This window comes from Geomicrobium sp. JCM 19037 (assembly GCF_000698105.1).
GTDB lineage: Bacteria > Bacillota > Bacilli > Bacillales > Marinococcaceae > Geomicrobium_A.
Genome location: NZ_BAWZ01000015.1, coordinates 1 through 25,455, shown reverse-complemented (window position 1 = coordinate 25,455; position 25,455 = coordinate 1). Strand labels below are relative to the sequence as shown.

General features: G+C 45.1%; 35 protein-coding genes and 4 pseudogenes. 24 read left to right on the top strand and 15 right to left on the bottom strand.

Translation table 11 applies throughout. From position 1 onward, the window contains the following. Positions 1-94: 94 nt before the first annotated feature. From JCM19037_RS30050 to JCM19037_RS10190, 5 genes and pseudogenes are all read left to right on the top strand, one after another. A pseudogene (locus tag JCM19037_RS30050) lies at positions 95-1,176 on the top strand (glycoside hydrolase family 3 protein); the annotation flags it as partial. Positions 1,177-1,389: 213 nt separating this feature from the next. Continuing rightward, entirely contained in the window at positions 1,390-2,103 is a 714-nt protein-coding gene (locus JCM19037_RS30045; RefSeq protein WP_373900743.1) for a glycoside hydrolase family 3 C-terminal domain-containing protein, read from the top strand. 2 nt (positions 2,104-2,105) lie between these two features. Beyond that, a complete protein-coding gene (locus JCM19037_RS10205) occupies positions 2,106-3,191 on the top strand; it encodes an endonuclease/exonuclease/phosphatase family protein (protein WP_238544656.1) in 1,086 nt (361 codons plus the stop codon). Between the two features lie 67 nt (positions 3,192-3,258). Then, positions 3,259-4,077 carry an STAS domain-containing protein gene (locus JCM19037_RS10200; RefSeq protein ID WP_042400661.1) on the top strand — a complete coding sequence of 273 codons (819 nt, stop codon included), beginning with the start codon at positions 3,259-3,261 and terminating at the stop codon, positions 4,075-4,077. A 1,407-nt stretch (positions 4,078-5,484) separates the two neighbouring features. Next, positions 5,485-7,014, top strand: coding sequence for a methyl-accepting chemotaxis protein (locus JCM19037_RS10190; protein ID WP_042400655.1), 1,530 nt, complete (start codon positions 5,485-5,487; stop codon positions 7,012-7,014). A gap of 4 nt (positions 7,015-7,018) precedes the next feature. Here JCM19037_RS10190 and JCM19037_RS10185 read toward each other — a convergent pair whose 3' ends face one another. Then, positions 7,019-7,516, bottom strand: coding sequence for a L,D-transpeptidase family protein (locus JCM19037_RS10185; protein WP_042400652.1), 498 nt, complete (start codon positions 7,514-7,516; stop codon positions 7,019-7,021). 144 nt (positions 7,517-7,660) lie between these two features. Here JCM19037_RS10185 and JCM19037_RS10180 point away from each other — a divergent pair, with 144 nt between their 5' ends. Further along, on the top strand, positions 7,661-8,770 hold the full coding sequence (locus JCM19037_RS10180) for a D-alanyl-D-alanine carboxypeptidase family protein (RefSeq protein ID WP_052363774.1): 1,110 nt from the start codon (positions 7,661-7,663) through the stop codon (positions 8,768-8,770). Here JCM19037_RS10180 and JCM19037_RS28455 read toward each other — a convergent pair. From JCM19037_RS28455 to JCM19037_RS10170, 3 genes and pseudogenes are all read right to left on the bottom strand, one after another. Beyond that, complete coding sequence (locus JCM19037_RS28455) at positions 8,767-9,246, bottom strand: patatin-like phospholipase family protein (RefSeq protein WP_255357891.1); 480 nt, start codon at positions 9,244-9,246, stop codon at positions 8,767-8,769. The genes JCM19037_RS10180 and JCM19037_RS28455 overlap by 4 nt on opposite strands. Then, positions 9,243-9,611 carry a patatin-like phospholipase family protein gene (locus JCM19037_RS28450; RefSeq protein WP_255357890.1) on the bottom strand — a complete coding sequence of 123 codons (369 nt, stop codon included), beginning with the start codon at positions 9,609-9,611 and terminating at the stop codon, positions 9,243-9,245. The genes JCM19037_RS28455 and JCM19037_RS28450 overlap by 4 nt, the downstream gene beginning before the upstream one ends. 216 nt (positions 9,612-9,827) lie before the next feature. Beyond that, positions 9,828-10,988 (bottom strand): annotated as a pseudogene (locus tag JCM19037_RS10170) (iron-containing alcohol dehydrogenase). Between the two features lie 133 nt (positions 10,989-11,121). Here JCM19037_RS10170 and JCM19037_RS10165 point away from each other — a divergent pair. The 5 genes from JCM19037_RS10165 (at position 11,122) to JCM19037_RS10145 (ending at position 13,126) form a co-directional block, all read left to right on the top strand. Next, positions 11,122-11,412 carry a restriction endonuclease gene (locus JCM19037_RS10165; protein WP_042400649.1) on the top strand — a complete coding sequence of 97 codons (291 nt, stop codon included), beginning with the start codon at positions 11,122-11,124 and terminating at the stop codon, positions 11,410-11,412. 29 nt (positions 11,413-11,441) lie between these two features. Beyond that, positions 11,442-11,891 carry a hypothetical protein gene (locus tag JCM19037_RS10160; protein ID WP_042400647.1) on the top strand — a complete coding sequence of 150 codons (450 nt, stop codon included), beginning with the start codon at positions 11,442-11,444 and terminating at the stop codon, positions 11,889-11,891. 12 nt (positions 11,892-11,903) lie between these two features. Beyond that, a complete protein-coding gene (locus JCM19037_RS10155) occupies positions 11,904-12,116 on the top strand; it encodes a hypothetical protein (RefSeq protein ID WP_042400644.1) in 213 nt (70 codons plus the stop codon). Between the two features lie 60 nt (positions 12,117-12,176). After that, positions 12,177-12,719 (top strand): pentapeptide repeat-containing protein, encoded by a 543-nt coding sequence (locus JCM19037_RS10150; protein ID WP_042400641.1) that lies wholly within the window; start codon positions 12,177-12,179, stop codon positions 12,717-12,719. 71 nt (positions 12,720-12,790) lie between these two features. Further along, entirely contained in the window at positions 12,791-13,126 is a 336-nt protein-coding gene (locus tag JCM19037_RS10145; RefSeq protein ID WP_307189780.1) for a VOC family protein, read from the top strand. Between the two features lie 40 nt (positions 13,127-13,166). Here the strand turns inward: JCM19037_RS10145 and JCM19037_RS10140 are convergent, their stop codons facing one another. Together JCM19037_RS10140 and JCM19037_RS10135 are read right to left on the bottom strand one after the other, a co-directional pair. Then, positions 13,167-13,640, bottom strand: coding sequence for a glutathione peroxidase (locus JCM19037_RS10140; RefSeq protein WP_042400639.1), 474 nt, complete (start codon positions 13,638-13,640; stop codon positions 13,167-13,169). Between the two features lie 16 nt (positions 13,641-13,656). Beyond that, positions 13,657-13,959 carry a hypothetical protein gene (locus tag JCM19037_RS10135; protein WP_042400635.1) on the bottom strand — a complete coding sequence of 101 codons (303 nt, stop codon included), beginning with the start codon at positions 13,957-13,959 and terminating at the stop codon, positions 13,657-13,659. A gap of 185 nt (positions 13,960-14,144) precedes the next feature. Here JCM19037_RS10135 and JCM19037_RS10130 point away from each other — a divergent pair, with 185 nt between their 5' ends. Further along, positions 14,145-14,588 carry a PH domain-containing protein gene (locus JCM19037_RS10130; RefSeq protein ID WP_042400632.1) on the top strand — a complete coding sequence of 148 codons (444 nt, stop codon included), beginning with the start codon at positions 14,145-14,147 and terminating at the stop codon, positions 14,586-14,588. Positions 14,589-14,751: 163 nt separating this feature from the next. On the opposite strand, the gene JCM19037_RS10125 is transcribed toward JCM19037_RS10130, so the two are convergent. Next, on the bottom strand, positions 14,752-15,300 hold the full coding sequence (locus JCM19037_RS10125; RefSeq protein ID WP_152549027.1) for a hypothetical protein: 549 nt from the start codon (positions 15,298-15,300) through the stop codon (positions 14,752-14,754). A gap of 14 nt (positions 15,301-15,314) precedes the next feature. Then, positions 15,315-15,506, bottom strand: coding sequence for a hypothetical protein (locus JCM19037_RS10120; RefSeq protein WP_042400626.1), 192 nt, complete (start codon positions 15,504-15,506; stop codon positions 15,315-15,317). A gap of 640 nt (positions 15,507-16,146) precedes the next feature. Here JCM19037_RS10120 and JCM19037_RS10115 point away from each other — a divergent pair. The 3 genes from JCM19037_RS10115 (at position 16,147) to JCM19037_RS10105 (ending at position 17,395) form a co-directional block, all read left to right on the top strand. After that, positions 16,147-16,713 (top strand): TetR/AcrR family transcriptional regulator, encoded by a 567-nt coding sequence (locus tag JCM19037_RS10115; RefSeq protein WP_042400795.1) that lies wholly within the window; start codon positions 16,147-16,149, stop codon positions 16,711-16,713. Next, complete coding sequence (locus JCM19037_RS10110) at positions 16,710-16,997, top strand: hypothetical protein (protein WP_042400623.1); 288 nt, start codon at positions 16,710-16,712, stop codon at positions 16,995-16,997. Before JCM19037_RS10115 ends, JCM19037_RS10110 begins: the two co-directional genes overlap by 4 nt. 89 nt (positions 16,998-17,086) lie before the next feature. Then, entirely contained in the window at positions 17,087-17,395 is a 309-nt protein-coding gene (locus JCM19037_RS10105; protein ID WP_152549026.1) for a hypothetical protein, read from the top strand. 25 nt (positions 17,396-17,420) lie between these two features. Here the strand turns inward: JCM19037_RS10105 and JCM19037_RS30040 are convergent, their stop codons facing one another. Both JCM19037_RS30040 and JCM19037_RS25740 read right to left on the bottom strand, forming a co-directional pair. Beyond that, a complete protein-coding gene (locus JCM19037_RS30040; protein WP_193744726.1) occupies positions 17,421-17,618 on the bottom strand; it encodes a GNAT family N-acetyltransferase in 198 nt (65 codons plus the stop codon). Then, positions 17,564-17,908 carry a GNAT family N-acetyltransferase gene (locus tag JCM19037_RS25740; RefSeq protein ID WP_052363773.1) on the bottom strand — a complete coding sequence of 115 codons (345 nt, stop codon included), beginning with the start codon at positions 17,906-17,908 and terminating at the stop codon, positions 17,564-17,566. Before JCM19037_RS25740 ends, JCM19037_RS30040 begins: the two co-directional genes overlap by 55 nt. A gap of 107 nt (positions 17,909-18,015) precedes the next feature. Between JCM19037_RS25740 and JCM19037_RS10095 the strand changes: the two genes are divergently transcribed. The 6 genes and pseudogenes from JCM19037_RS10095 (at position 18,016) to JCM19037_RS10080 (ending at position 20,839) form a co-directional block, all read left to right on the top strand. Beyond that, a complete protein-coding gene (locus JCM19037_RS10095) occupies positions 18,016-18,339 on the top strand; it encodes an NUDIX hydrolase (RefSeq protein ID WP_052363772.1) in 324 nt (107 codons plus the stop codon). Between the two features lie 87 nt (positions 18,340-18,426). Then, a complete protein-coding gene (locus JCM19037_RS10090) occupies positions 18,427-18,900 on the top strand; it encodes an 8-oxo-dGTP diphosphatase (protein ID WP_193744725.1) in 474 nt (157 codons plus the stop codon). Beyond that, the gene (locus JCM19037_RS10085; protein ID WP_042400619.1) at positions 18,887-19,777 is read left to right on the top strand and encodes an aminoglycoside phosphotransferase family protein; all 891 of its coding nucleotides are present in this window, start codon (positions 18,887-18,889) and stop codon (positions 19,775-19,777) included. Before JCM19037_RS10090 ends, JCM19037_RS10085 begins: the two co-directional genes overlap by 14 nt. Before the next feature lie 5 nt (positions 19,778-19,782). Continuing rightward, positions 19,783-19,935, top strand: a complete 153-nt coding sequence (locus JCM19037_RS30035) for a nitronate monooxygenase (RefSeq protein WP_373900715.1) — start codon at positions 19,783-19,785, stop codon at positions 19,933-19,935. Beyond that, complete coding sequence (locus tag JCM19037_RS30030; RefSeq protein ID WP_373900713.1) at positions 19,925-20,053, top strand: hypothetical protein; 129 nt, start codon at positions 19,925-19,927, stop codon at positions 20,051-20,053. Before JCM19037_RS30035 ends, JCM19037_RS30030 begins: the two co-directional genes overlap by 11 nt. Before the next feature lie 2 nt (positions 20,054-20,055). Further along, a pseudogene (locus tag JCM19037_RS10080) lies at positions 20,056-20,839 on the top strand (NAD(P)H-dependent flavin oxidoreductase). Here JCM19037_RS10080 and JCM19037_RS10075 read toward each other — a convergent pair. The 3 genes and pseudogenes from JCM19037_RS10075 to JCM19037_RS10065 form a co-directional block, all read right to left on the bottom strand. Further along, positions 20,840-21,337 carry a cupin domain-containing protein gene (locus tag JCM19037_RS10075; RefSeq protein WP_042400618.1) on the bottom strand — a complete coding sequence of 166 codons (498 nt, stop codon included), beginning with the start codon at positions 21,335-21,337 and terminating at the stop codon, positions 20,840-20,842. After that, a pseudogene (locus JCM19037_RS10070) lies at positions 21,334-21,791 on the bottom strand (DinB family protein). The gene JCM19037_RS10075 and the pseudogene JCM19037_RS10070 overlap by 4 nt, the downstream one beginning before the upstream one ends. 11 nt (positions 21,792-21,802) lie before the next feature. After that, positions 21,803-22,102 (bottom strand): hypothetical protein, encoded by a 300-nt coding sequence (locus tag JCM19037_RS10065; RefSeq protein WP_042400616.1) that lies wholly within the window; start codon positions 22,100-22,102, stop codon positions 21,803-21,805. 125 nt (positions 22,103-22,227) lie between these two features. Here JCM19037_RS10065 and JCM19037_RS10060 point away from each other — a divergent pair, with 125 nt between their 5' ends. The 3 genes from JCM19037_RS10060 (at position 22,228) to JCM19037_RS10050 (ending at position 24,322) form a co-directional block, all read left to right on the top strand. Then, complete coding sequence (locus JCM19037_RS10060) at positions 22,228-22,737, top strand: DinB family protein (RefSeq protein ID WP_042400789.1); 510 nt, start codon at positions 22,228-22,230, stop codon at positions 22,735-22,737. Positions 22,738-22,797: 60 nt separating this feature from the next. Next, positions 22,798-23,214 (top strand): bifunctional 2-polyprenyl-6-hydroxyphenol methylase/3-demethylubiquinol 3-O-methyltransferase UbiG, encoded by a 417-nt coding sequence (locus JCM19037_RS27190; protein WP_238544655.1) that lies wholly within the window; start codon positions 22,798-22,800, stop codon positions 23,212-23,214. A gap of 274 nt (positions 23,215-23,488) precedes the next feature. Further along, the gene (locus JCM19037_RS10050) at positions 23,489-24,322 is read left to right on the top strand and encodes an alpha/beta fold hydrolase (protein WP_052363770.1); all 834 of its coding nucleotides are present in this window, start codon (positions 23,489-23,491) and stop codon (positions 24,320-24,322) included. Positions 24,323-24,377: 55 nt separating this feature from the next. On the opposite strand, the gene JCM19037_RS10045 is transcribed toward JCM19037_RS10050, so the two are convergent. Both JCM19037_RS10045 and JCM19037_RS27185 read right to left on the bottom strand, forming a co-directional pair. Beyond that, on the bottom strand, positions 24,378-25,223 hold the full coding sequence (locus JCM19037_RS10045) for a DNA-3-methyladenine glycosylase (protein ID WP_042400614.1): 846 nt from the start codon (positions 25,221-25,223) through the stop codon (positions 24,378-24,380). A 49-nt stretch (positions 25,224-25,272) separates the two neighbouring features. Beyond that, on the bottom strand, positions 25,273-25,455 hold a 183-nt coding region (locus JCM19037_RS27185), incomplete at its 5' end, for a hypothetical protein (protein ID WP_042400613.1).

The following is a 25,455-nucleotide window of genomic DNA, read 5'->3' as shown; positions in this document are numbered from 1 at the left end:
GAAAAAAAGCGTGCGCTAATTTTACAACACATGAGGCAAATGCTAATCTTTTACTGATAATTAGTAAGAAAATTGAGAAAAAGGAGATCTGGTAATGTGGACAAAATTCATCCGATCGTTTCTCATCCTAATGGTCATCGCCTCGGTCGTTATGCCTTCCTCTAAAGCGGTGGGAGCAGAACCAATGGATATTGACGTGAAAACCATCATCAATGACATGACGCTCGAAGAGAAAGTCGGCCAACTCTTCATCGTGCACGTGTATGGGCAAACACCGACAGACCCCGTCTATGAACAAATCAACATGAACAATAATCGAGGGGGCAAGAATTTCAAAGAAGTGATCGAAAACTATCACATCGGTGGCATTATCTATTTCAACTGGACAGACAACATCGGCACCCCTCTTGACGCCACGCAAGTGAACGCACTATCCAACGGTATACAAGAAATTTCCGTTGAAAATGGTGGCATTCCGCTTTTCGTCTCGACGGACCAAGAAGGAGGGACAGTTGCTAGAGTCACGCATCCTGCAACTGAATTACCTGGGAATATGGCGGTTGGCGCGACACGCGCTATTGAGTATGCCCACCAATCTGCAGAAATCTTAGGGAAAGAATTGCATGCGCTAGCATCAACATGAATTTCGCCCCGACGTTAGATGTGAACGTGAACCCTGCTAACCCGGTCATAGGCATCCGGTCATTTTCCGAAGATCCAGAGCTAGTTACAGATCTTGGGGTTGCGCAAATTCAAGGATACCAAGATCAACAAGTGATGGCGACGGCAAAGCATTTCCCCGGTCATGGGGACACGGATGTAGATTCGCATTATGGCCTGCCAATTATTGAAAAAGATCTAGAAACTTTATTTGAAGAAGATATCGCCCCTTTCAAAGAAGCGATTTCTGCAGGTGTGGACGCAATTATGCCTGCGCATATTGTCGTGCCCGCCCTCGACGACTCTGGATTGCCAGCAACGTTGTCAAAACCAATTTTGACAGACCTTTTGCGTGATGAACTCGGTTTTACTGGGCTCATCGTGACAGACAGTCTTGGCATGTCAGGGGCGAACGTCGTACCGCCAGAACGAGTGCCTGTGGAGGCAATCAAGGCTGGAGTTGATTTATTGTTAAACCCTCCAAATGTTGAACTCGCATATGAATCTGTGCTGGAAGCGGTGAACTCCGGTGAGATTAGCGAGAGTCGTTTAGATGAATCTGTCAGTCGAATTGTTCAACAAAAACAAGACCAAGGTTTGTTTGACGATCCGTATCAACATCCTGACGGCTTGGATGTGATTGGCAACGACGATCACTTAAGTCAGGCGACAACCATTGCCGACAAGAGCATTACCCTCGTGAAAAATGACAATGTTCTTCCGTTACAAATGAAAGATGATGTTCTCGTCGTAGGTCCAAACATTGCCAATGCCAACATGTTAGAAGAACATCTCAATGTGCGTGGGTTTAATACGTCCATTGCTCACACAGCAGATGCGCCGACAGAGGAAGACATCAATGCTGCCGCAGATGAAGCTGCCGCTCACGATGTTGTTGTCATTGTTACCCATTCTGCGCATTTAAGTGAGCAGCAACAACAGCTCGTGACCGCTTTACATTCCGTAGGAAAACCTGTCATTGTCACTGCCGCTCGTAATCCTTACGACGTTGCCGAATTCCCTGGCGTGGATGCCTATATAGCCGCTTACGGAAACCGGGCGATTTCGCATGAAGCGGTTGCCAAAATTCTAACTGGAGAAGTGAATCCACAAGGGTTACTTCCGGTGACTATCCCTGATCATTATGAGTTTGGACATGGACTCTCTTATCACATTGACGCAACGTATATGAAAACTTTCGTTTCGCAACTCGAGAAGAGCGGAAGGCTAACGGATCGCACGGTAATTCGGACAATGAACGTTCATTTGTCAGCGGTCGACCACTTTGAACAGCAAGAACGTTCTGATAAGGTCGTTCAACATATGAACAGTTTTCTGCAAATGATTGATATGTTTACACGTTCGGGACAAATCAACGAAGATGTGGCGCAGGTTCTTGAAGCGCACGCGAGTGAAGTGATCGAATCTTGGGAGGAGGGTTGAGTGTGAAAAGTAGTAAACGATGGGTGTTACCGGCTGTGTTCGTCGTTGTATCCGCTCTTTATTTCGATGCGCGCGGGGTTTCGGCTGAAAACGATGTGACTGTGGCGACGTACAACATTGCAGCTGGAACTGAAGGACTAGGTCTTGAGGCGATTGCAGAAACCATTGCAGCGTCTGAAGCGGAAGTCGTCGGTTTGCAGGAAGTGGACGTACATTGGGGCAGTCGTAGTGATTTTGAGGATCAGGCGACTCGTCTTGCTGAATTGTTGGATATGGAAGTGTTTTTTGCGCCTATATACACGTATGACGCTGACATCCCTGGTGAACCGGACCGACAGTTTGGATTGGCAGTCTTGAGTGACTATCCATTTCTTCACACATACAACCATTCAATCGCTAGGCTGTCTACCCAAGACGCCAATCCGGAACCTACGCTCACGCCAGGGTTCCCAGAAGCTGGTATTCGAGTCGGAGATGCCAATCTTTGGTTCTATTCAACACACCTTGATTATCGAGGCGATCCGACAGTTCGTGAAATGCAAGTGACCGATATGCAAGACGTTTTGGCTGCCCACCCGAACACGGTGTTGACCGGTGACCTAAATGCAATGCCGTATGCCCCCGAGCTCGGCCCGCTGTTTGAACAATTTGTTGATGTGTGGGACGTGGCAGGGGTTGGGGAAGGGTACACATTTCCTGCTGGGGCGCCAGATCGGAGAATTGATTACGTGCTAACATCTCCAGGAATGGAGATTTCTGAGGTCGAAACGATCGATTCACATGCCTCAGATCATCTACTTGTATCTGCTCAGGTTCAACTGAACCCCGCAAGTATTCAAACGATCCAGACGCTCGTAACTGAATACGAAAAGGCAGGAGACATCGATCCAATCGCTACACATTTGCTACAACTTCACCTAAAAACACTCGATTATTTTGCAGAAAGAGGGGATGAGGAAAAGGTTCGTCAGCATCTTGGTGGATTTGAACAGTTGGTCGCTCAATTCCACGAACAAGGTCGACTCACAAACCGCGCTTTAGGAACGATTCGACCCGAAGTTGAAACGATCCAACGAACGATGGACTAGACAATTGCACTTCTTGTGTTTCATGATAAAATGAAATCAAAAAGACACAAGAGATGGAGTCTATTACATGATAAAGTCACAAGAATTGCTATCGCCGATTATGGACGAGATTCTTCGTAGAAAGTTCGAGCTCTCCGAGATGCCTGAGCAGCATAGTAGCATTAGCGACTCGACGCAAGAGATGCAACTAACGCCTTGGCGTGTAAAACTCATTGAAGTATATGCCGAATCGATTGTTAGTGAGCCTGAGGAGTCGAAAGAAGCGATTCAATCATGGGGTACACAAGTGGCCAACGTCCTCGTTCAACTACAGTTGCCATTAGACGTGGGCTTACATGAGATTGCGTATTACCGGAACGTCATCAGTGAAATCATTCGCGATGAAGCAAAGAAGCAAGCCATTACACTTGATGACTTTTATGATATCGTCTTTCAATTTAGTCAAGTGATGGATAGTGCGGTGCTCATCGTTAGTCGAGCGTACATGCGAGACTACCATAGGAGCATCGAATCAGCGAAATATGCGATTGATGAGCTTTCCGTCCCGGTCGTGCAATTAACGAAAGACACAGGTGTCATTCCGATCATCGGTGAAATTGACACGAATCGTGCCCAGTATTTAATGACGAATGCACTGGAGAAAGGTTCGGAAATGCAGCTGCGCAGAATTATTCTCGACTTGTCCGGTGTGAGCATTATCGACACGATGGTTGCAGGTCAAATGTTCAAAGTCATGAATTCCTTGAAACTAATCGGCGTTGAGGCGGTGCTCAGCGGCGTTCGACCAGAAGTTGCCCAAACGATGGTCAACCTCGGCATCACCGTTGAACAAAAAGTATACTCGTCTTTACGCGCAGTGATTGAAGACAAACAACTCATGATCTAAACCGTTTCCCGATCTGCCCGGCCTTCGGCCGTGGCAGATCTTTTTAAGTTCAGCTACCCTCGAAAAGCAGGGTAGACCCGATGTAGCCACGTATTTAGTAAGTGCTATGAATAAACTGAGTGGCGTTTGGTCTAGAAACGAAGATTTATAGATTAGCTAGTGTCGGGGTGGGGGTGCGTAAAGCGGTCCAGATTGTTTCGGTGAGTTAGGTGGCGGGCGTGATCTAGATCACCAATCTCCTAAATATCCCTAAAAACAAGCGACCGTCGCCACCTGCGGTGCCGAAATCAAGAAAAAACGATCTAGATCATTTCGGGTGTGATCTAGATCACCAATCTCCTAGAAATTACCAGGTGATGCGAAGCTAAAGATTTAGCATCGCCTCCATACATGAGTTCTGAGCATTGGCGCCGGACGCGGGACGAACATCCACCCATAGAACGATCTATGGGTGGATGTTGCTTTCTATACGAAGTATCTTGTCGGAAATCTGTCCATAGAAACGAAGAATCGAATCATAGAACCGCCTATAGTGCGATTTAGATAAGTTGAACGAAAGAATTTGTTCAAGAACCAGTAGTAAGCCTTGTAAAGTCGAAACTGTGCTCGAGTTACGAACGAACTGTTCCCAAGTTGGGGGAAAGCGTAGGAAAAGCGGTATATTCTCTTAAACTAGGGAACAGAATGAGCAAACTCGGTAACAGATTACCGGGTGACGTGTACATCTCCGCCTCGAAGTACCCAAATGACGTCGCGCGAGCCGCGCCGAACCGAGTCCGGTTTGGCGTCGGCCCCGATGGGTCCGACGTATCGTTGGCACTTCATGCTGGAATCTGCGCTCCAGTTGGAACAAACTGCGCGCAAGTTTGGTGAAATCGGCGCTAAATTCGGTCAAAAGCGCAAACTTGCGCGCAGAACGTGTAAACTAGCGCGCAAAATGGCACCCCGCTACCCCTCCATTCCCACAGAGCAAATCAGGAAAATCTTACGCTCATTCTATATCATTCACGATCAAATTCGAGAAAATCTGCCCATCGTAGGTGACCACCCATTTGAAATTACTTCATAAATCATGCTCCTCGTTCATGTGAACGAGGAGCTAATTTTCAGTGATCTCGGTCGACAAAAGGGTGAACCAACGTCACCCTTGAATAAAAGCATTCGCCTGCAGTGAAAATCAAGCTCCTATAGGAAAATCAAAAGCTCAACCTATATAAAACATTCGTCTAGATCATAAGGGTTCAGCCGCTTAACAACTGAGAGGTCCATTAGCCCCCCTACAAAACTGTTCATCAGTAAAAATAGCACGATATACTATAAAAACTTGTAAATAAATGTTTACAAATGTAAGTATTTAGGTATATATAGTAATTATTAGGGATAAAGACTTAGGAAGAAGGTTGTTTAGTGAAACGTAAAGAAAACACAGTAATGTTGGCTTTTACTGCATTTGTACTTGGGATTATGGGTTTGGTGTCATTCTTGCATGGTTATGTCGGTTGGCTTGATACGTACTTACTCTTAACAGGCAGGGCTGGCACAGGACAGTACACGGGCATTATCGCTGTACTTTTCTTTTTGCCGATTGTACTATTTGTTTTGGCGTTGATTGTGCACCTCAGAAGCCATGCGTATAAGTGGGTCCAATGGCTCGTTATGCTGTCGCTAACGTTTAGTAGCATTGCCATCATTGCCATTGGAGATGGCCTCGTAGAATATCATTTCTCCATCTTTATGGTGTTGGCAGCTCTTGCCTATTATGCACACTTACACCTCATCATTGTAAGCACGATTATTTTTGCCCTCCAGCATTTTGTCGGCTATTTCACATTCCCAGAACTCATTTGCGGTACAGACCAATATCCATTTTCTTTGCTTATGATCCATGCTGTTTTTCTTTTGGCAACTTCGGGTGCACTAATGATTCAAATTGTCGTCCGTAATCGTCATGCAAAGGAAGTGAACGAACAGACAATACGTCATCAGTCTGTGATTAAAGCGTTGCTTGGCAACATCGCATCAACGACAGATGCGGTGACATCGAATGTGGCACAGCTTCAACATACATCTGCAGATGCTAAGCTATCAGCGAATCGCACCGTTGAGACCTTTTCCCATATTGATCTAGGGGCTGTTACTCAAGTGGAGAACGCTTATGCGAGTAAAGGCTCTCTCATAAAAGTGGTAGAAGTTGCAGAAGCCATTATCCAAAGAAATAAGGAGACTGAGGAAAGAGCAAGTGTGGCGAGTCATTCGTCGCAAGAAGGTGCCCATGAGATGAATCGCACAATGGAAGGCATTCGAGAGATTGCGACGAGCACAGAAGAGATGACGAGCAGCATGACCGAGTTGAACGAAAAGACGAAAGAGATTAATAAGATTTCATCATTCATTACGTCGATTGCGGAGCAAACGAATCTTTTGTCACTAAACGCCGCAATTGAAGCTGCGCGAGCCGGTGAGGCGGGAGCAGGATTTTCAGTTGTTGCGAAAGAAATTCGGACTTTATCGGAGCAATCCGACCAAAATGCAAGATCGATTATTACACTCATTCAACAAATTCAGTCTGAAACGGATGCATTAAGTACACGAATGAGCAAAAATTTAAAAACAACACGCGAAGGTTTTGAACAATCGGAGCGTACACAACAATATTTCGAAGCCATCTCTAAGCAATTAATCGAGCTACATGACGATTTGCGTACATCACTCGCACACACATCAGAAATTAACATCGAAGCAAATTCTGCTTTAGAAAAGGTCAATAATATGACTGATGTGTCTGAACAATACCGTGAAACGGTAAAAGAAAGCAATGAACAAACGGATCGTCAGTTAAGGAATACGCAAGTGATTGAGCGTGCTGTAAATGAATTAAAGCAAGTGCTCCATGAGCTTAATGACAACGTATCTGAGCTCCAGTTAAAAGAAGCCTGAGTCATTAAGACTCAATCGTCACACGGGTACCATTAGGCACAATGCTTGCCAATTCGTTAACGTCGGCATTGTGCATCCGGATGCAACCGTGGGAGACGGAGTGACCAATTGAGGCTGGATCGTTTGTTCCGTGTATGCCGTAGTGAAGCTTAGAAAGCGAGAGCCACATCGTACCGAATGGACCACCAGGGTTTGGTTGGCGATTTACGATTACAAAAGACCCTACCGGAGTCATCGTAACCATGCGACCGACAGTGATCGGATACACACGGATCGATGCGCCGTTTTGAAATAATGTGAGTGTGTGATTCTGTATGGAAACACGAATCGTATACGGAATCGTTCTAGGGTCGGGCAGTCCAGGAATACGTATGGTTTGCCCGGCTTGTAGTTGCGTCGGATTGACCCCAGCATTTTGTTGGAGTAATTGTGTGAGCGACACACGGTAATCAGCAGCAATGGATGAGAGCGTCTCGCCTGCCTGTACAGTATGAAGATACATAAAACCCCTCCTCATCTTCCAACATATGTGTAACAATGCTTATTCTAGTACTGTATTTTTGATCCTTGTAATGAAAATGTCATTTAAAGTTCCATGTGTTTTGCGGTAAAATGCTATGCAGAACATGTCGTTTACAGGGTGGTTATGACTATTAAACGAAGCGTAGCATTACTTAGTGCCTTAGGTTTGTTGTTTTTTCCTGCGATCGGACAAGCAACCGAAATCGAGTCTCCAACGATTACAAGTGAAACCGCCATCGTCATCGATGCCAAGTCGGGAGACGTAATCTACGATAAACAAGCTGAGCAGCAAATGTTTCCTGCCAGCATAACGAAAATATTAACAGCAATTATTGCTCTTGAATATGGAGAATGGACCGACTCTGTCGAAATTAGTGAAGCAGCCACCGAAGCTGTTGGCACAACGGTATTCCTCATGGAAGGTGAAGTTATTGAGCTCGGTCAGCTCATCAAAGGATTGCTCATTAACTCCGGTAACGATGCGGGTGTCGCGATTGCTGAACACCTCGCCGGTAGCGAAGAAGCGTTTCAGCGTGTCATGAATGAGTATTTAACAGAACGAATTGGTGTGGAGAATACACACTTTACGAATGCCCATGGACTGTTTGATGAGGATCATTATACGACCGCAGAAGATATGGCCATCATTACCCAATATGCGATGAATAACGACGCATTTCGGGAGTTGGCGGCCATTGAAGAATTTGAGTGGGAAAGTGAGAGCTGGGAGACGACGATCTACAATCACCATCAATTAGTCAGAGATCATGACGAGGTGATTGGCGTCAAAAATGGTTTCGTCTCCCAATCAGGATTCACGTTAGCAACAATGGCAGAAATAGAAGATGATGAATACATCGTCGTAACCATGAATGCCTTAACGGCGAACGATTCATACGAAGATACACGGGCGTTACTCCGCTATGCAGGTCATAACTACGAAACGCAAACTCTTGAAGAAGGGGACTTCTTTGAGGGAGACGATGGAAAAGAATACGAAGTCGTTCAAGGAGCGTATTATACAGTAGCGCGTGGTGACGAGGTATCCCATGAAGTTGATGAAGGTCAGTTAGTCATCCGTGATGCTGAAGATGACGTACTCGTTAGACAGACGCTTAGACCGATGCTCGACTCATTTCAAGTTCAGGCAGCCTCAGAAACGGTTACTGAAGAAGAAGATCAGCAATTTTCATTTGTACAATGGGTACAAGACCTTATTGGAAGATGGTTTTAACGATTCGTTTTCGTTCGCTTCCATTTGTGAGATTCGAAGTCCCAACCTTCCATAAATGTGCGTGCACTCTCATAACCTGAATGATATAGAAATTGCATTTCTTCTTGGTTCAATTCAAAGTCGGTAGCGGTAATTTCCCCGGTATCGATTTTGATCGTCCGTTCACTCGTATTCTCATTGAAATGCCGAAGGTCATGGGCTTGCATCATCGTTCTGAATATATTTTGGAAAAGATGAAACGGCGTTGGGATCGTTGCATTTGCCCGAATTTCTTCTTTAATGAAATGAAAGCCAAATGTCGGGAATTCAGGATCTTCGACATCAAACAACCAAACCGGGAAGTTGCTCAACAGACCTCCATCGATAATGTAGGACTTTTTTTGGTTTTTCGTTTTCCAAACGACCGGGCGATAAAAGAAAGGCATGGACGTACTCATCATAATGGCTTTTGAAATATTCAGATCTTTAGGTGTCATGTTGTAGCGCGGCAGATCATCGGGGAATACGAGCATCTGCCATTCGTAATGTCAGAAGCGATGATTTTTAACCGTTCATTAGGGAGGTCGGCGAACGTTTGAATCCCTTTTTCTCGCAGGCGCTCATGGACCCACGATTCGAGGTAGTTGTTTTTGTAGATGCCGAGGTGAAAGAGTAAGTTGTATAGTGTGCCGATAATCGGGATACGATTCACCCACGTTCGACCGCGTAATTGTTCATAATCAAGCGTTTCAAGCATCGCACGAATTTCTTTACTCGTATAACCGGCTGCGAGCAGTGCCGCAACGACGGAACCGACCGAGGTCCCTGCGAGCCTGACCCATTCTACGCCTTGTTCCTCCATGCAGAAATGCCCCGGCGAATGCAATTCCTCGAATGCCACCGCCTTCAAATACAGCATCAGCTTTCAAAGCAATCACTCCTTTCTACTACGTAAAGAGAGAAACACGGGTCAAAAATCAACATAAAAACGAAAATATTTTTTCGTTTTATCTTATGTATGACTTAAGTAAAGTAGAAGAAGTGCCAGGGAGCGTTAGTGTCCCTGGCACTATATCGTTTACAATGCTTTCTTTAGCAGATCATAAGCGGTTGCTTCATCCATTTCAAAGTAGTTTCCAAACGGTCCGTTCGCAGCAGCAATGCCGGCCATTTGTTCAATCTGATCGGCGCCAATCTCGTAATCAGCGAGTCGTGTCGGTGCCCCGAGCTTAGCCAAAACGAAGCGAGGCGATCAATGCCTTCTAGTGCCGTCTCTCGATCCGTTTTGCCTGACCCGTCAACACCGAACACACGGACGGCGAGTTGCGCGCCCCTTGCTGGATTCACATCGACGCTTTTTCTCATCCAATGAGGGAACAAAATGGCCAACCCTCCGGCATGAGGAATGTCGGATACGGCCGATACCGCATGCTCAAGGTTATGTGTGCCCAATCACCTCTTGCTCCCATTTGCGTAATGCCGTTAAGCGCCATCGTTCCTGAATAGAGAATCGTTTCTCGTTGATCAAGGTTTGTCAGGTCTTCTAACAGCTCGGGTCCAGCTCCATGACCGTTTGCAAAATCGATTCACAAATCCGGTCTTGCAATGGTGTATGTTCAGCTGGGTGGAAGTAGGCTTCCAATACGTGGGTCATCATATCAATGATTCCATACATCGTATGGTCACGAGGTGCAGAAACTGTATTTATCGGATCGAGTATTGAAAATGTCGGATAGCTGGAAGGGCTGGACCAGCCGATCTTTTGTTGTGTTTCCCAATTTGTAATGACAGACCCCGCGTTCATTTCTGATCCCGTTGCGGCGAGGGTAAGAATTGTGCCAAATGGCATTGCAGATTGTGCGGTTTCTTTTTTTGTAATGACGTTCCAAATATCACCTTCGTGTTTGGCGCCAACGGCAATCGCTTTCGTTGCGTCGATTACACTTCCACCACCAACGGCAAGGATGAAATCAACATGATGTTCATCAATGAGCTCAATCCCTTTTCGTACCGTCGTCAACCTCGGGTTCGGTTCCACACCGGCAAGCTCTATGACTGTTTTGCCAGCACGGTTTAGTTGCTCGATGACACGGTCATACAAGCCGTTGGCTTTAATGCTTCCTCCTCCGTATACAAGAAGAACATTTTTACCGAATGACGAAAGCTCCTCAGTGAGAGCGTTCGTTTGATCTTGACCGAAGATAAGTTTCGTTGGGTTTCGGAACACAAATGCATCCATAAAGTATCGTCTCCTTCGTTTTCTTTATATTTACCTATAGTAGCGGGAAGTATCAGTGAACAGCAACGAAAATGCTCGGTATTGACATGAAATAAGAGCGTTTTGGGTAAAGGTTATAAGAAAGGTGGTTCCCATGAGCACTTGTGAACTGTGTGGTCGACATCCGGTGAAATGCACGACGCACCATCTACTTCCTAAAGTTGAAGGTGGAACGTTTGGGGAGACGGCCAATCTATGCATTCCTTGTCATAAACAGATTCATGCACTGTACACAAATCAAGAAATTGCAGCGCGTTTAACGACCATCCGCGCCTTAAAAGAAGATGCTAAGTTACGCTCGTTTATTCGCTGGATTCGAAAACAAAGTCCGAATACGATTCCGCGTACGAAAAAATCCAATGAACGGCGGAAAAAAGAGAGATGATCGCTATAGAGGGTAAAGGGGAGGATCATATGACGTCTTCTACAGAAAACACAGCGGATTACTTACACCGAATGATTTTTCGTGTCGCATTTTACTTGATGTTTATTGGAATGCTCGTCAACTCAGCAACGTTAATAAATCCGGCGTTCACAGCTGTGGATTCGTTATTATATTTCATTGGAATTCCGCTCGTCGTGACTGGAGCTGTTGTGTTGTGGACGACGAGTCCTGAAGAAAAAAGGGACTTAAGTGAACTCGCTATTCTCAAGTACGGCATGGTCGTTGGTGCCCTTCTTCCCGTTACTATGATGATTATACATGTGAGTACACTTACGACTTCGATCGGCGCTTACACATGGACGATGGCGAGCGTGCTCGTACTGGTGTGGTCGGCTGGTTTTGCGTATATACATGCGTATATAAATAAAACGATCGGCTCTTCTGAGCAAAACGTAGAGAAACGTTCACACCATTTATGATAAAGTATGAGTATGAATAATTTTTTACTTCGATTTTCAGTGTCTACCGTTAGAATTGTAAACGTATCCGTTTGTCTCGTCGTGTTTGGTTTTGCTTTTGCGGGAATTGTTGTAGGAGTGACCGAACTACGAGATACTGCACTTATTCTCTTGCCTTTTGTTCTCGTGACGAGTTATTTATCACATAAGCGCAGGCAGTTAGAAGAAGGATCAGAAAATGAATGATAACGACCGTTTGCCAGCGGCGTTATCATTTTTAACGACAACCGTTAGGAGGAATATTCCGTGAAGGAAGAAGACTTTGACGTCGTTCAAATGAATGATGAGCCAAAAGAAAAGAATGAACGTTTGAAATATAATAATGAAACGATGAAGAGAGCAGATTTCTCCAACGTTGCCACGATTGGTGGGAAATACAACAATAGCAATCTCAACCACTCAGAATTCAGCAACGCTGATTTGGATAAAAGCAAAATCGGTTACACGTCGATGGACCACGTCGTCTTTTTAGAGACGAACTTAAACCGCACGAAGTTTAATTACAGTTCCTTGAAATCAGCTTCGTTTGAGAATTGTTCCTATGAAGATGCCCGGTTCCTATATTGCAACCTTTCATTTGCAGATTTCAGTTATGAAACGTTCAGGCGGACAGAGTTTAAGCAATGTACACTAAAACAAACGTCCTTTTACGGTGCGACATTTCGAAACGTCACCTTTAAAGATTGCACGGTGAAACATTGTGACTTTACCGGAGCGAAAATGGACAGCACAACGGTTGCATATTTGCGGAGCACCGATGCCAACCTAACAGATGTAGAAATTCTATAAAGAGAAGAGGGGAAATTCATGAAACAAATGCTGCCGTTTTTCATGTTTCAAGAAGGAGTCGCTGAGGAAGCATGAACCATTACGTATCCGTATTTGAGGATGCAAAAATCCAAGCCATTGAGCGTTACGGTCCTGATGGTCCTGGAGAAGAAGGAACCGTGCTGCGCGCCCGTTTTATGGTGAAAGACCAGGAATTTATGTGCATCGACAGCCATATTCAGTATGACTTCACTTTTACCCCATCGATTTCGATGTACATCACTTGTGAAAACGAGAAAGAAATGGATCACTTGTATACCGAACTGAAAGAAGGCGGTAACGAGCTCATGCCGATCGGGGATTACGGGTTTAGTCAGAAGTTTGCTTGGGTGAACGACCGCTTTGGCGTATCTTGCAGCTCAACCTAGAGTAGACGATCGCGCACAATCAATGCGCGATCGTCTTATTTTAGAGCAGTTCTTTAATGGAAGCTTCAATGTCTTTCGGTTTATCTTTCGGCGCAAATCGTTTGACGACTTGTCCTTCACGATCGACAAGAAACTTCGTGAAATTCCACTTAATTTCGTCTCCGAATACGCCGCCTTGTTGTTCTTTTAAATGTTTATATAAAGGGTCTGCTTGTTTCCCTTTCACATCAATCTTTTTAAACAGTGGAAACGTCACTCCGAAGTTCAAGCGGCATGATTCTTCCATCTGATCGTCAGGAACCGGTTCTTGGCTCATAAATTGATTGCTCGGGAATCCGAGAACGCGCAGTCCGTCGTCTTTGTACGACTGGTGCAACTCCTCCAAGCCGTCAAATTGATTGGCGAACCCGCATTTTGTTGCCGTATTCACAATTAATAAAACCTCGCCCTTATATTCAGAGAGCGGAAATTCTTCGCCATTACTTTTGTCCACAGTATAATCAAATACGCTCATTGGTTTTCAACCACCTTTACTCGTATCGTGTTTCGTCTTCAGCATCAGCCAAATATTGGTCCGCCTGCGTCGCATCACGGCGGTGCACCTCAAGCCGAGTCGTCGAAATGCCAAGAGAAGTCGAACCAGCACCAAGCTTTGGCGTAATGGTGCGAAGTCGGCACTTTACCCCTCGCCCTGTGAGAATGCTATGCTTTCGGATGACATGCGTTGCTCGTTCTGAAGGCGCCTCAGCAATCGTCTTCCAAGCCAAGTGATCCGCGTAAACGATAAACAAAAGTAAGAAGATGAAGATCACAATAATCAACGTCGTTGACATGCTATGACCACGATCCTTTCTTTTGTTTACATTCGCTACCTCTTCTTTGGATCCTGCTAGAACGCGAGTGTGAAAATTAGATGCTTATAGTTATATGTTCACGGGATTCGTCATTTTGAAACCCTTACTTCCATTTAAATTTACAAACAAGTATGAGAAAATGGGGAGAGGTGAGGTGAATAGCGATGAGTTTTGCCCCAAAACGAGATAAGAGCGTCGTCCTGTTGCTATTTCTTGGATGGGCCATTTTTGTCTCAATATTCGTTTTGCTTATGTTTCAGAATCAGCAACCCGCGTTCGTGTTCATCATTTCTACGCTTCTCATCATTTACGTCGCGCTCGCTATTTTTCGGGTCGTTCGTCTCCGATATGAGCTGCATGATGAATTCCTCTACGCCCGATCTGGTCATTACAACACGGTGATCGATTATAATGACATTCGGACTGTGGACACGTATGAACAAATGTATCCGTTAGGGTTCAGTTTAGCGATGGCAAAACGTGGACTTGTTATCCATTACGACAAAGGAATTTACCGATCAGTGAAAATTGCTCCCGCCGATGAAACAGAATTCCTCGCAACGCTCCATCAAAAAAATGCAAACATTAAAATCGACGCTAACCGCTGATCGTCGTTAGCGTCGAAAGAATTCTGCAATCATCCCTGCACCGAGGCCGACAAGAGCCCCTCCAACAACGTTATCGATAAAAAAGCCAATGCCAAGCCCTAAGAGTAAACAACCTCCCATTAGCATACGACCACCTCCTAAATAACAAAATTGTATCATAAGTTTAGCGAAATTGTTTTTTTCGTTTTTTCTTATCTTCTTGGTCACTCAAGAAGTAAAAGGCAAATCCGAAGATGATGAGAAAGACAGGTGCCCATGTGACAAGCGCCCAGTCAACGAGGAACGAAACGAAGAAAATCATAGGAGCAAGTACAAAAAAGACGATGCCTGTATGCTTTTCTAACGTTCTTGTATCTCGGTACTTGCGCATTCTAAGCAATACATTTGCCGCAAGTAAAAAGGCAAGTTCTAGTAACACATACATGTATATCGCAAACACGATAATGCCTACAGTGACGGTCACCCACCCACTGTCCACCTGGATGCTAATGGCGTGAAGAAGAGCAGCAGCGGCAGGCACGAGTAAAGTAATGCTGATCGTATATCGGGGGTGAGACGTGTACGTTTTCCACGTTTTCTTTTGTTGCCCGTGTAAAGAAGAGTAGTTTGATTTCCCAATCAAATGATTTAATAAATATTGCGCGATGAAAAGAGCGAGGAGTGACACATAAGTGATGAGCCAAGCATCCTCAGCGAGAAACATAGAGGTCAACAGGATCGTTCCTTTCATTGTTTGCGATTTTGTTTATGATGGTTTAAGTGATAGAAACCTAAAAGCAAATAAACGAGTGTAAGTGTACCGAAAAGAATAATTGGAGGCAGTGGATTCACAAGCAAAACAATTAAGACGATCATCGTAACAAAAGCGGCCGGGGCCGCAAACGTAAAGTAAAAGCGGTGTTTCAAACGTTTGTTCATAATAGCCTCCTTCAAACTCCTCCAGTATACCATCGCTTACGAGCAAGTAGAAAACGAATCGATACGACGCTACTATATAAGTTGAACGAAAGAATTTCATTGAATCGGATGACCGAGTTGGGCCTTTGCAGGTGAGTGCTTGCATATTGTCTGTCGACATTCACCTCATTGCACATCGACAACTTCGTTGTCGATCGTTGTTCGTCACTGGAAGGGTTGCGGGCAACACGAGAAACGTTTGCCGAAGGGTAAAAAGTCGTGACCGAGGCTCACCACCTGGCACAAGCATGTGACAGTTGACACCGTTTATGTGCGCATTCACGTGTAAAATCATGATTTTCTTTCTCAAATGTCACAAATATGGATATATGGGGCATTTGGACTTCTTTCCACACACCGTACCCAGGGGTCACTACCGAACCGATGTTGCCCTTATAGTCCAGACTACAAGCATCCGCCTGCAGTGGAAGGCAACAACAAACTGCGCAATCAGGAAAATGTTAAGTTCTTTCTATATAGAAATGAACCTGTTTCGGTCGTTTACGTTCTAGTGACTGACCAGTCATTTTAACATGATTGTCACTCTTTTACGCTAAGTGGCTAGTCAGTCAATGATAGAATGGTAGATGAGGTGTAGAAGATGAGTGAAAAAAGAGAAGCCATTCTTAAAAAAGCCATCCATTTGTTTGCGACGGATGGGTTCCACCCGACGTCGATTCAAGATATTTGCACGATTAGTGGGATTTCTAAAGGAGCATTCTATTTGCATTTCCGCTCAAAAGACGAGCTGTTGTTTAAAATCTATGAGTACTATTATGAAGGGTTAAATCATAAGATTGATGAGGTGCGTAGACAAGCATTGCATCCACGGGAATCATTTGAGCAACAGATGACGGTACATTTTCAGGAAGTGCTTCGTCATCGAGACTTTATCGTGATGCAATTGCAAGAACAAGAATTATCCACCAATCCGACTATTGCCCAATTTGTTCGGGAAATGAAAGAACAGCGGCAAAAGTGGTACATCGAGACATTTGCTGCCATTTATGGAGAGGAATTTCAACCTCATATATACGATTTGAGTATCATGTTAGATGGGATTACGAAATCATATTTGCAAACATTACTCGATTTGGATAGTAACTTGGACCCGAGCACACTCGCACAATTCATCCGTCGACGAATCGATGAATTGGCTGCTGGATGAAAGAAGAGCCCCAACCTCTTTTGCAAATGAACGACCGTATGGTGGGGACGAGCAATCGTGACAGCGCTGTTCATCTTCTAGAAGAGATCAGACAGTTGCTCTCACACATCACACTTACTGAACAAAAGCGGGAACAATTGCTCGAGGCGATCAGCGTCATTGAGGCCGAATTCGAGCACGACCAACCAAGAAAAATCATTATTGATGGGATGCTGCGGACGATGGATGATGTCGAAGGCATCGAATTCTACTGCAAACGCTTAAAAAAAGTGATGCGGGTTTGATTACAGTTTTCTTAAACGTCCGCATTGGCTTAGAAACTTTGAAATAATGAATAGCAAGAGCTGTCACAACGGGAAGGGACATGTTTTTCATGTTGCACGTATTGTCAATCTCGATGAGTATGTTGCTTTTTGCCGTCGCTTATCTCATTGGTGTGAAGAAGAAACGCACACTTATTGGACTGGCGTTGCCACACGTATCGCCATCCGCACTGGTTACGAATAAAGAAGAGTACGCAAGAATTCTCGGGTTGTATACATTTCTCACAGGTATAATCATGCTACTCTTGCCAACACTCGTTTTATTTTTTGGCGGGCTTGTAGGTGCACTCATTTGTGTCGCTCTTGTCATCGTACTCGTGTTCGTGCTACTGGCTAAGATTCGGCGGGTCTCAACGTAGCACGGGGCGACGGCAACGCGCTTCATCACGGACCATTTTTGGAATAGATGTGGAAGTCCCTTCGCACATTGTCTTCTTCTGCGAACTTTTCCCGGATACATTCGAAAGCAAAACCCGCTCGTTTTGCTACCTTTATCGATCGTTGATTCTCTTCAACAATATGCGCTTCTAACCTCCGAAAGCCTTTTGCAGAAAAGAAGTATTCACACGCCGCATGCACCATCTCAACCCCGTATCCCTTTCCCTGAAACTGTGATGAAGCGAATAACCAATCATTCCCCAATCATAGCTCATACGAAGAATCGTATACACTTCAACTTTTCCGATTAGCTGTTCGTCTGAATTTCTGAACACCCCGATCTGGTACATTTCATCTCTTTGAGCGGCCTGCTCGTAAACCGCGATACGGTCGGCGAATGTGCGCGCTGATTCTTCGCTTTCATAAAGATCTCTCCATATTGCATAGTCGCTCTTCTCGTACGGTCGAACAGATAAGCGTTGTGTTGCAATCATCCCCGTCGCACCTTTACATTCTATATTTTTCTGCAGAACAGTGTCATAATAAAGTCATCATTATTCTATATTTTCTCACCATTCTAACATGAAAGGGGAGCGCCGTAATGGAGTTTTGGCAAGGAGCGAGTGCGGTGTGTGTAAATGATCAACGCCAGTTATTGATGGTCAAACAAGGAACGCCAGAAGAAGTGAAAACGTGGGCCCTTCCTGGTGGTGGAAAGAACAAAGATGAAACCATTGAAGAATGTTGTGTGCGTGAGGTGTGGGAAGAGACGGGATACATAGCCCGAGCGATAAGAGAACTGCACGTTAAACACACACAAATTGAACCGTTTCGTGTACAGGTTCACTATATCCTTATAGAAATTGTTGGGGGTAACATAAACATTCAAGATCCCGATGACTTATTGAGCGAGTGGAATGGATAGATGTGTCCACATTACGTGACCTTTCGTTATCTTATGAGGAAGACCGCAAAGGGTTAGTGTCTTTCTTGAAGTCAGGGGGGAACATCGTTGCCGAGTGACTTGAATGTGAAATTTTGGACGATTTGTCTGATTAGAGACGGGGACTACGTTCTATTGCTAGACCGCACGCATGATGAGTTTAAAGGCTTTATACCTCCAGGTGGAAAGGTAGCCTTTCCGGAAAGCTTCACATCAGCTGCAATAAGAGAAGTGTATGAAGAAACAGGGCTACATGTGTGGGATCTTACATATAAAGGCATCTATGAATTTGTGAATCCGGTAAAGAAAGACCGTTATATGATTTTTAATTATATGACTGAGCATTTTTCAGGTGAACTAACGACCCATGCCAGCGAGGGCAAGCCGAATTGGATACATATTGAGGATGTTGAGCATCTACCGATGCAACCGTCGATTCGCCGCCGCTTTCCTTATTTCTTTAAAGAGGGTACCTTTGAAATCCATGTCGTTTGGGATGAGGAGAACGATCAGGAAGGAGACATCTATATTGAACGAACATAGTGCGAAAGCTGAGATTCGGTCGTTGCCTGACGTCTCGATCCCAGAAGTATTTCAACCTTACGCGACGGTTTTAGGACTTTACGAATATGACAGATGGCAAAAGTTGCGGGCGTGGGAGTTGTCAGAAGTTTGGCGAGCGTCAGCTGGACAACAGTCTCATATTCTTAAAATAGGCATCGCTAGAAATGCGCGAGAAATTACGATCTATGACGAGTTTTTACAAGGGATTGAAGCCGTGCCTAAAGTTATTGACTATGTAAAAGATCACGATTTAGGGATAATAAAGCTCCAAGATTTACAAGCGCCGAATCTCGAACAAGCCCCGAATGAAGACGGATACGAAATGGCTGCAGTGCAGCTATCGAAGCTCCGCCAGGCGACAGTTCAAACGAAGGGGCAAGGCACTTCGGTAAGCGATCACTTGCGAGACTTTGATCGGATTGCTTTGTATGAAAGGCGGTTAAAACGACACCGCCCTGTCGTTCTCCACCACCTTGTTGAACTTTATGACGGGTTTTCCCCTGTGTTAACCCATAACGACTATCATACGAAAAATCTCATTTACACTGGTGGAGACGTCCGTATATTAGACTGGTCAGAGGGGTATGTGAGTCCCCATCTTGGCGATTTGTATTGTTTAATTAGCTCAGCTGAAGGATCACGGAAGCAGATTGTGAGCGCATACGAACAAGCAAGTGGTGAACCGAATGTGCATTGGCAACTGACCATCGGTGCGGTCTGCTGGTTAATGGAGCGCATTCGCTACTTTTTGGATGGGGGTACAGAAGAAATCCCGATCGCAAAGGAATGGACTCCTGATCTCGTGAATGATCTTCTTATGCACTGTGAAATGTTAAAAGAATGGACGAAAGGGTGAATCGCATGTGGTATGAAACGAGCATAAGTGAACGTTTCGGGATTAACTATCCAATCGTACAAGCAGGAATGGCAGGAGGTTCAACGACAGCTGAACTTGTTGCGTCAGTCTCAAATGCTGGTGGATTAGGTACGCTTGGGCTGGTATATGACGCCTGAACAAATACGTGAAGCCATTCATTTGATACGAAAAAAAACCGATCGGCCGTTTGCGGTGAATTTATTTGTATCAACGGAGCTTGCTGAAGACGTGAGCGCCATATTCAACATGGGCTAGAAGTGACGAGACCTTTTCGCGATACACTAGGCATAGAAGAGCCCGTCATCGAGCGTATACAAGAAAGTTTCGACGAACAACTTCATGTCATTATTGAAGAACGAGTGCCTGTATTTAGTTTCACCTTTGGCATTCCAACGCAAGCACAGATGGAAAAACTAAAAGAACAGCACATCATCACTTCAGGTACGGCAACAACCGTACAAGAAGCGATTCAACTAGAAGCGGCAGGGGTTGATACGATTGTTGCTCAAGGAAGTGAAGCCGGAGGCACCGGGGAACGTTTGAACCATACCCGCACTTGCCGATGGTTGGAACGATGGCACTCATCCCGCAAATCGTCGATCACGTCAACATCCCTGTGATCGCTGCTGGAGGAATTATGGACGGAAGAGGGGTCGCTGCGTCCTTGATGCTCGGCGCGTCTGGTGTGCAGTTAGGGACGGCATTTTTAACAGCAGAAGAAAGTGGTGCACACGCTTTGCATAAACAGGCGCTACTTGAAAGTGATGAATCGAGCACTGTGATTACGAAGCATTCTCAGGGAAAGAGGCAAGAGGGGTACTTAATAAGTTCATTGCTCATTTTCGTACTGACACCCCCTTTGCCCCGTACCCGATACAACATGCAGTAACAAAAGGCATCCGTAAAGCATCTGGTGATCAAGGCAGCTCTGAATACATGTCGCTTTGGGCAGGACAAGCGACGCGACTGAATCGCCGGGAAACAGCCGCAAACCTCATGAAGGATATCGTGAATGAGACGACGAAGCGTATGGGCGAGTGACTATGAATTGGGTAGTTGTTCATAGGCAAGCTTTCGTATAATCGGTTCATGTTGTGGATATTCCGCCAGTAACTGTTTTTGGGTGAATAATTCAAAATCCTCATAATCAAACCCAGGGGATACGAGACAGCTGACAAGCGCATAGTCTCGGCGGACGGTTGAACCGAAGATCACACCTGCACGTACCGGGTAACTCAGCGTTTCACCGGCGTGGACGTTCGTACCGAGCCGGATGGCTTCGTACGTACCGTCTGGATGAATCATATGAATGGTCAACGGTTCACCGTCGTGATAGTACCACACTTCATCACTTTTTAACCGATGGAAATGAGAAGGAGATGATGGGTCAAGGAGAAAGTAAATACTCGAATATTCGCTTCTTAGCCGACCGTCTCTCGTTTTAATCTTTCCATCGGCTTGAAATGTCTCAGCGAAATACCCCCCTTCACTATGAGATTGCATGTTCAACTCTTGGATCCAGTACGCTTTCGATGTCATAGATTCCTCCCAATGTAATTCGCTGAAACAGGCGACTGATTGAGTTGTCTCGCCCACACACTCAGCTGTCCGATATGATGAACTTCATGAACGATCGCATGGGCAATAACGTCCTTCTTGTCAAACGACTCATCAAGCAAGAGGCGTATACTTTTTTCTTTTCCACCAAGAAAAAATCATCATCAAAGTAGGAAATGATTTCTGGCCGCAATTGTTGTGAGAGTGTTCTGATTTCTTCGAGTGTACGATATTCGGTTGAATCGATGGGTACATCTGGTTTGCCCATGACAGCGCGAATCCAACTCACTTCTACGTCAATAATATGTAGAAGGGTTTGCAGTATGCTTCCAACCCCTCCGTCTCGTTGACGTGTCAATTCTTCAAGAGTCTGCTCAGCACACCAGTTGAACCACTCGTCTCGGACTTGCCAGTTATAAGTAAATAGTTCTCTCATATCCGTCTCCTTTACATGATTACGGAAAGGGTTGGGGGTGCGATAAGCATGGCGAACGCCGTTGTGACTAGCCATCGTGACATTCGCTTTGAGAGGACAGCCATCTCGGCCCCTTCATACCAACCGTTCCATTGGAATTTGTTGCGATATAGAACGAAAAACAAAACAGCGAGCCCGGTGTAGACGAAGAATGAGGCACTTTCTCCAACTTCCAATATGTTGTATACGGGTTCGATGATCAGGTTGCCTACGAACATGAATACGAAAAATAAAACGATTAATCGCGCCAATTCAGCTACAGCGCCAAACATTTCCGATCACCTCAAGTCGTACATTTCGTGTGAGTATAACATAATGAGTACAATTATTCGTCAATTGCTGGAAAAAAGCATAAAAGTTAGAATATAATGAAAGCGTAATCAGGAAATTGATGGAGGTGTCGTCAATCGTTAATCATGAAGAGCTTACACGCACAAGAGAAAGATTATACGAAGAGATTCGTAGTTTAAGCAAAGGCGAGTTGAACAGAAAGCCAGCGGAGCGAGAAGCCTGGAGTATCGGGCAAATTTGTCACCATCTTATTTTGTCAGAAGGGTCGTTTGCTGATGCCATTGATTATGGGCTGGAAAGGGGAAAGAAGATTCCAGCAGAAGCGAAGCCGATTGAGCGGGCGTTGGACCGTTCGATCAAGACTGAAGCCCCTTCTACGTCCATTCCTGACCCTGGTCCTTTTCAAGTGACCCAACTGATGGAAGGTTTAGAAACGTCAAGGGTATACTTTAACAATGTGGTTAACAAAGTCGATGATGAACAGCAGCTCACAGACATATCAGTAAAGCATCCGAAGTTCGGGAGACTGTCTTTAAAACAATGGATAGAGCTATTGCCGATGCACGAAACCCGGCATATTGAACAAATTCAAGAGCTTAAAACAAATCGGTCATAATCACCGCTATATCACCCTCTCCACCTTGAATTATCGTATAATGGAGGAGGGGGTTTTACTATGATAACGTCGTACGAACAACTACTGGAAACGTTAGATGAATTGATGGGGACGAAACCACGGCTAGATTGGGATGAATTTTATACTGATCGAGAACGAAATGTGCCTTTTTTCACATCTAACCCCGATGAAAACCTCGTCTCTTATGTAGAGGACGACAAGTTAACATTTGAACGTGTGTTGGAGCTAGGTTGTGGAAATGGGAGAAATGCACACTTCTTAGCGGAAAATGGGAGTCAAGTTTTAGCAGTAGACCAGTCAAGAGAAGCAATACGGTGGGCAAAAGAAACCGTCTCGTCAGTGGACTTTATTCAAGCAGATGTACTGAAGCTTGATGTGGACCGACACGCATTTGATCTCATCTATGATTCTGGCTGCTTTCATCACCTTGCCCTCATCAACGTATCCAGTACTTAACGCTTGTTCACCATGCACTTAAACCTGGTGGGTACTATGCTGTTTCATGTTTTAAAGCGAATGGTCCGTTAGGAGGCGCTGTTTTAACAGATGTCGAAATATACCGACAAAGAAGTCTTCAAGGTGGATTAGGTTTTACAAAAGACGATTTAGAGGCGTGCTTTACACCGTGGAAGCCAATTGAAATTCGTGACATGCGGGAAACAGACGAGGAGGAGCAGCGGTTTGGAAAAGACGGTTTGCTCGTCGCACGATTTCAAAAAGGAGAATGATGATGAAACCATTACCATTTACTTTACGAACGAAAGACGGTACTAATCTATTTGTTCGAAAATTCGAACCTGATCATTTCCCTAAAAAAATTGTTCTTATTGCTCATGGTCTCGCTGAGCATTCCGGGCGGTATGAACGGTTTGCGAGCGTACTAAACAAGGCTAGTGCTGTCGTGTATGCGCACGACCAAAGAGAGCACGGTGAAACCGGCGGTGCGTTCCCTGAATCAGATGTAATCGATCTCATGGCTGATGATGTTCACACGCTTTTTGAAAAAGCGACGAGTGAGTATCCTGATATTCCGGTGTATGTGTTCGGTCATAGTATGGGAACTGTCGTTGTACGTCGCTTTACGCAAGTGTATAAAGGCATTACAGGCGCAATTCTTTGTGCTCCAGTTCATCTATTAGATGAAGCGGCGAACGTTCGTGATTTTGCGAAAGAACAAGCGAGCATTCAAGGGCGAGGAGAACGTAATGAAGCGGTCATTGGTCAAACGTTTGGGTCGTTTAATACCCCGTTTGAACCAGCAAGAACAGCTTTTGACTGGTTATCAAGAGATGATAAAGAAGTAGACAAGTATATTGAAGATCCGTTATGTGGCGGTGCAGCAACGCTCGGCTTAATGCATGATATGATGAACGCCGCTTTGGAAAACGATAAGCTTGCAAACGTCGAAAAGATGGATCGTGATTTGCCTGTTCTCATCTTGAGTGGAGATAAGGATCCTGTTACCGACTTTAGTGATGGCGCAGTGCATATGAAACGACGATTTGAAGATGTTGGCTTGCAAGTGGAGTTGCGTGATTACACGGAGCGCGCCATGAGCTTTTAAACGAAACGAATCGGGAGCAAGTGATGGATGATGTGGTGGACTGGCTCCACCGTTTTTAATAGAGGAGTCGCCACAAATAGAACACCGCATAAGCCGTAAAGCCTTCCCAATGACGAGCAAGTACGTGTAGCTCTTCTTTGGAAGGCTTTTCTTCGCGTTGTAAAGCAATACGTACAGCATTTTGGAATCCGACATCATCGATTGGGAATGCATCGGGGTCGCGGAGGCAACGCATGCGGACGTAATTGGCTGTCCAAGGGCCAATGCCTCTAATACTCGTCAGTGTGTGATGCGCTTTCGTTAGGTCCTTTTTGAGTTCAGACTTTTGCAGTTGTCCATCTGCGATAAGGCGAGCAACGTGGATAACGTATTCACTTTTTCGCCGGCTTAATTGCAAACGGACAAGCTCTTCGGGTGCGCACGCCGCGATCCGTTCGGGCTTTGGAAATAAATAGAGCGTATGCGCTCCATAATCGACATGTTCACCGTAATTTTCAACAATCCGTTTTTTTATTGTATACGCAAAGTTTAAACGAATCTGCTGGCCGATGATCGCCCAGCTTAGCGCTTCAAACAGATCAGGGACGCCCATTAATCGCAACCCGTAAAACCGTTCTGCCGGAACGGCTAACAAATGGTCAACCGCCGCCATCTCATAAAATGGCGTCAAGTCATTAGATAGATCAAACCAGTCATCAATAAACGCGTGTACTTCGTGTTTGTCCCCTTGACATCCTTCAATAGCAAGGCCCCCATCTCTGCCTTCGCGAATTTCAATCACTTGTTTTTGACCCGCGATCTCAAGAGCTTTAATCACCCGGTCTCCTGCAATTAAATGGGTGATCTCTTCGTCGTTTCGCCGAAGATAATCGATGTTTGCTGAAAACGAAAAGTGTTTCATCAGTGTACCGCTCCTCCTCACTTTTTTGTGTTCATTAGCTTACCATATTTCACTTCGGTTGCTGTGTATGTAAATTGAGATTTATATTTTCCTGAGTTGATTTACGCTGAAGGCGGAGATTTGCAGTCCAGACTACAAGTGCAACATCGGCGGCCAAAAGACGCCCGCCGTGTTTTCTATGCACTCCAGAGCAAAGTGCAACATCGGCGACCAAAAGACGCCCCCCGTGTTT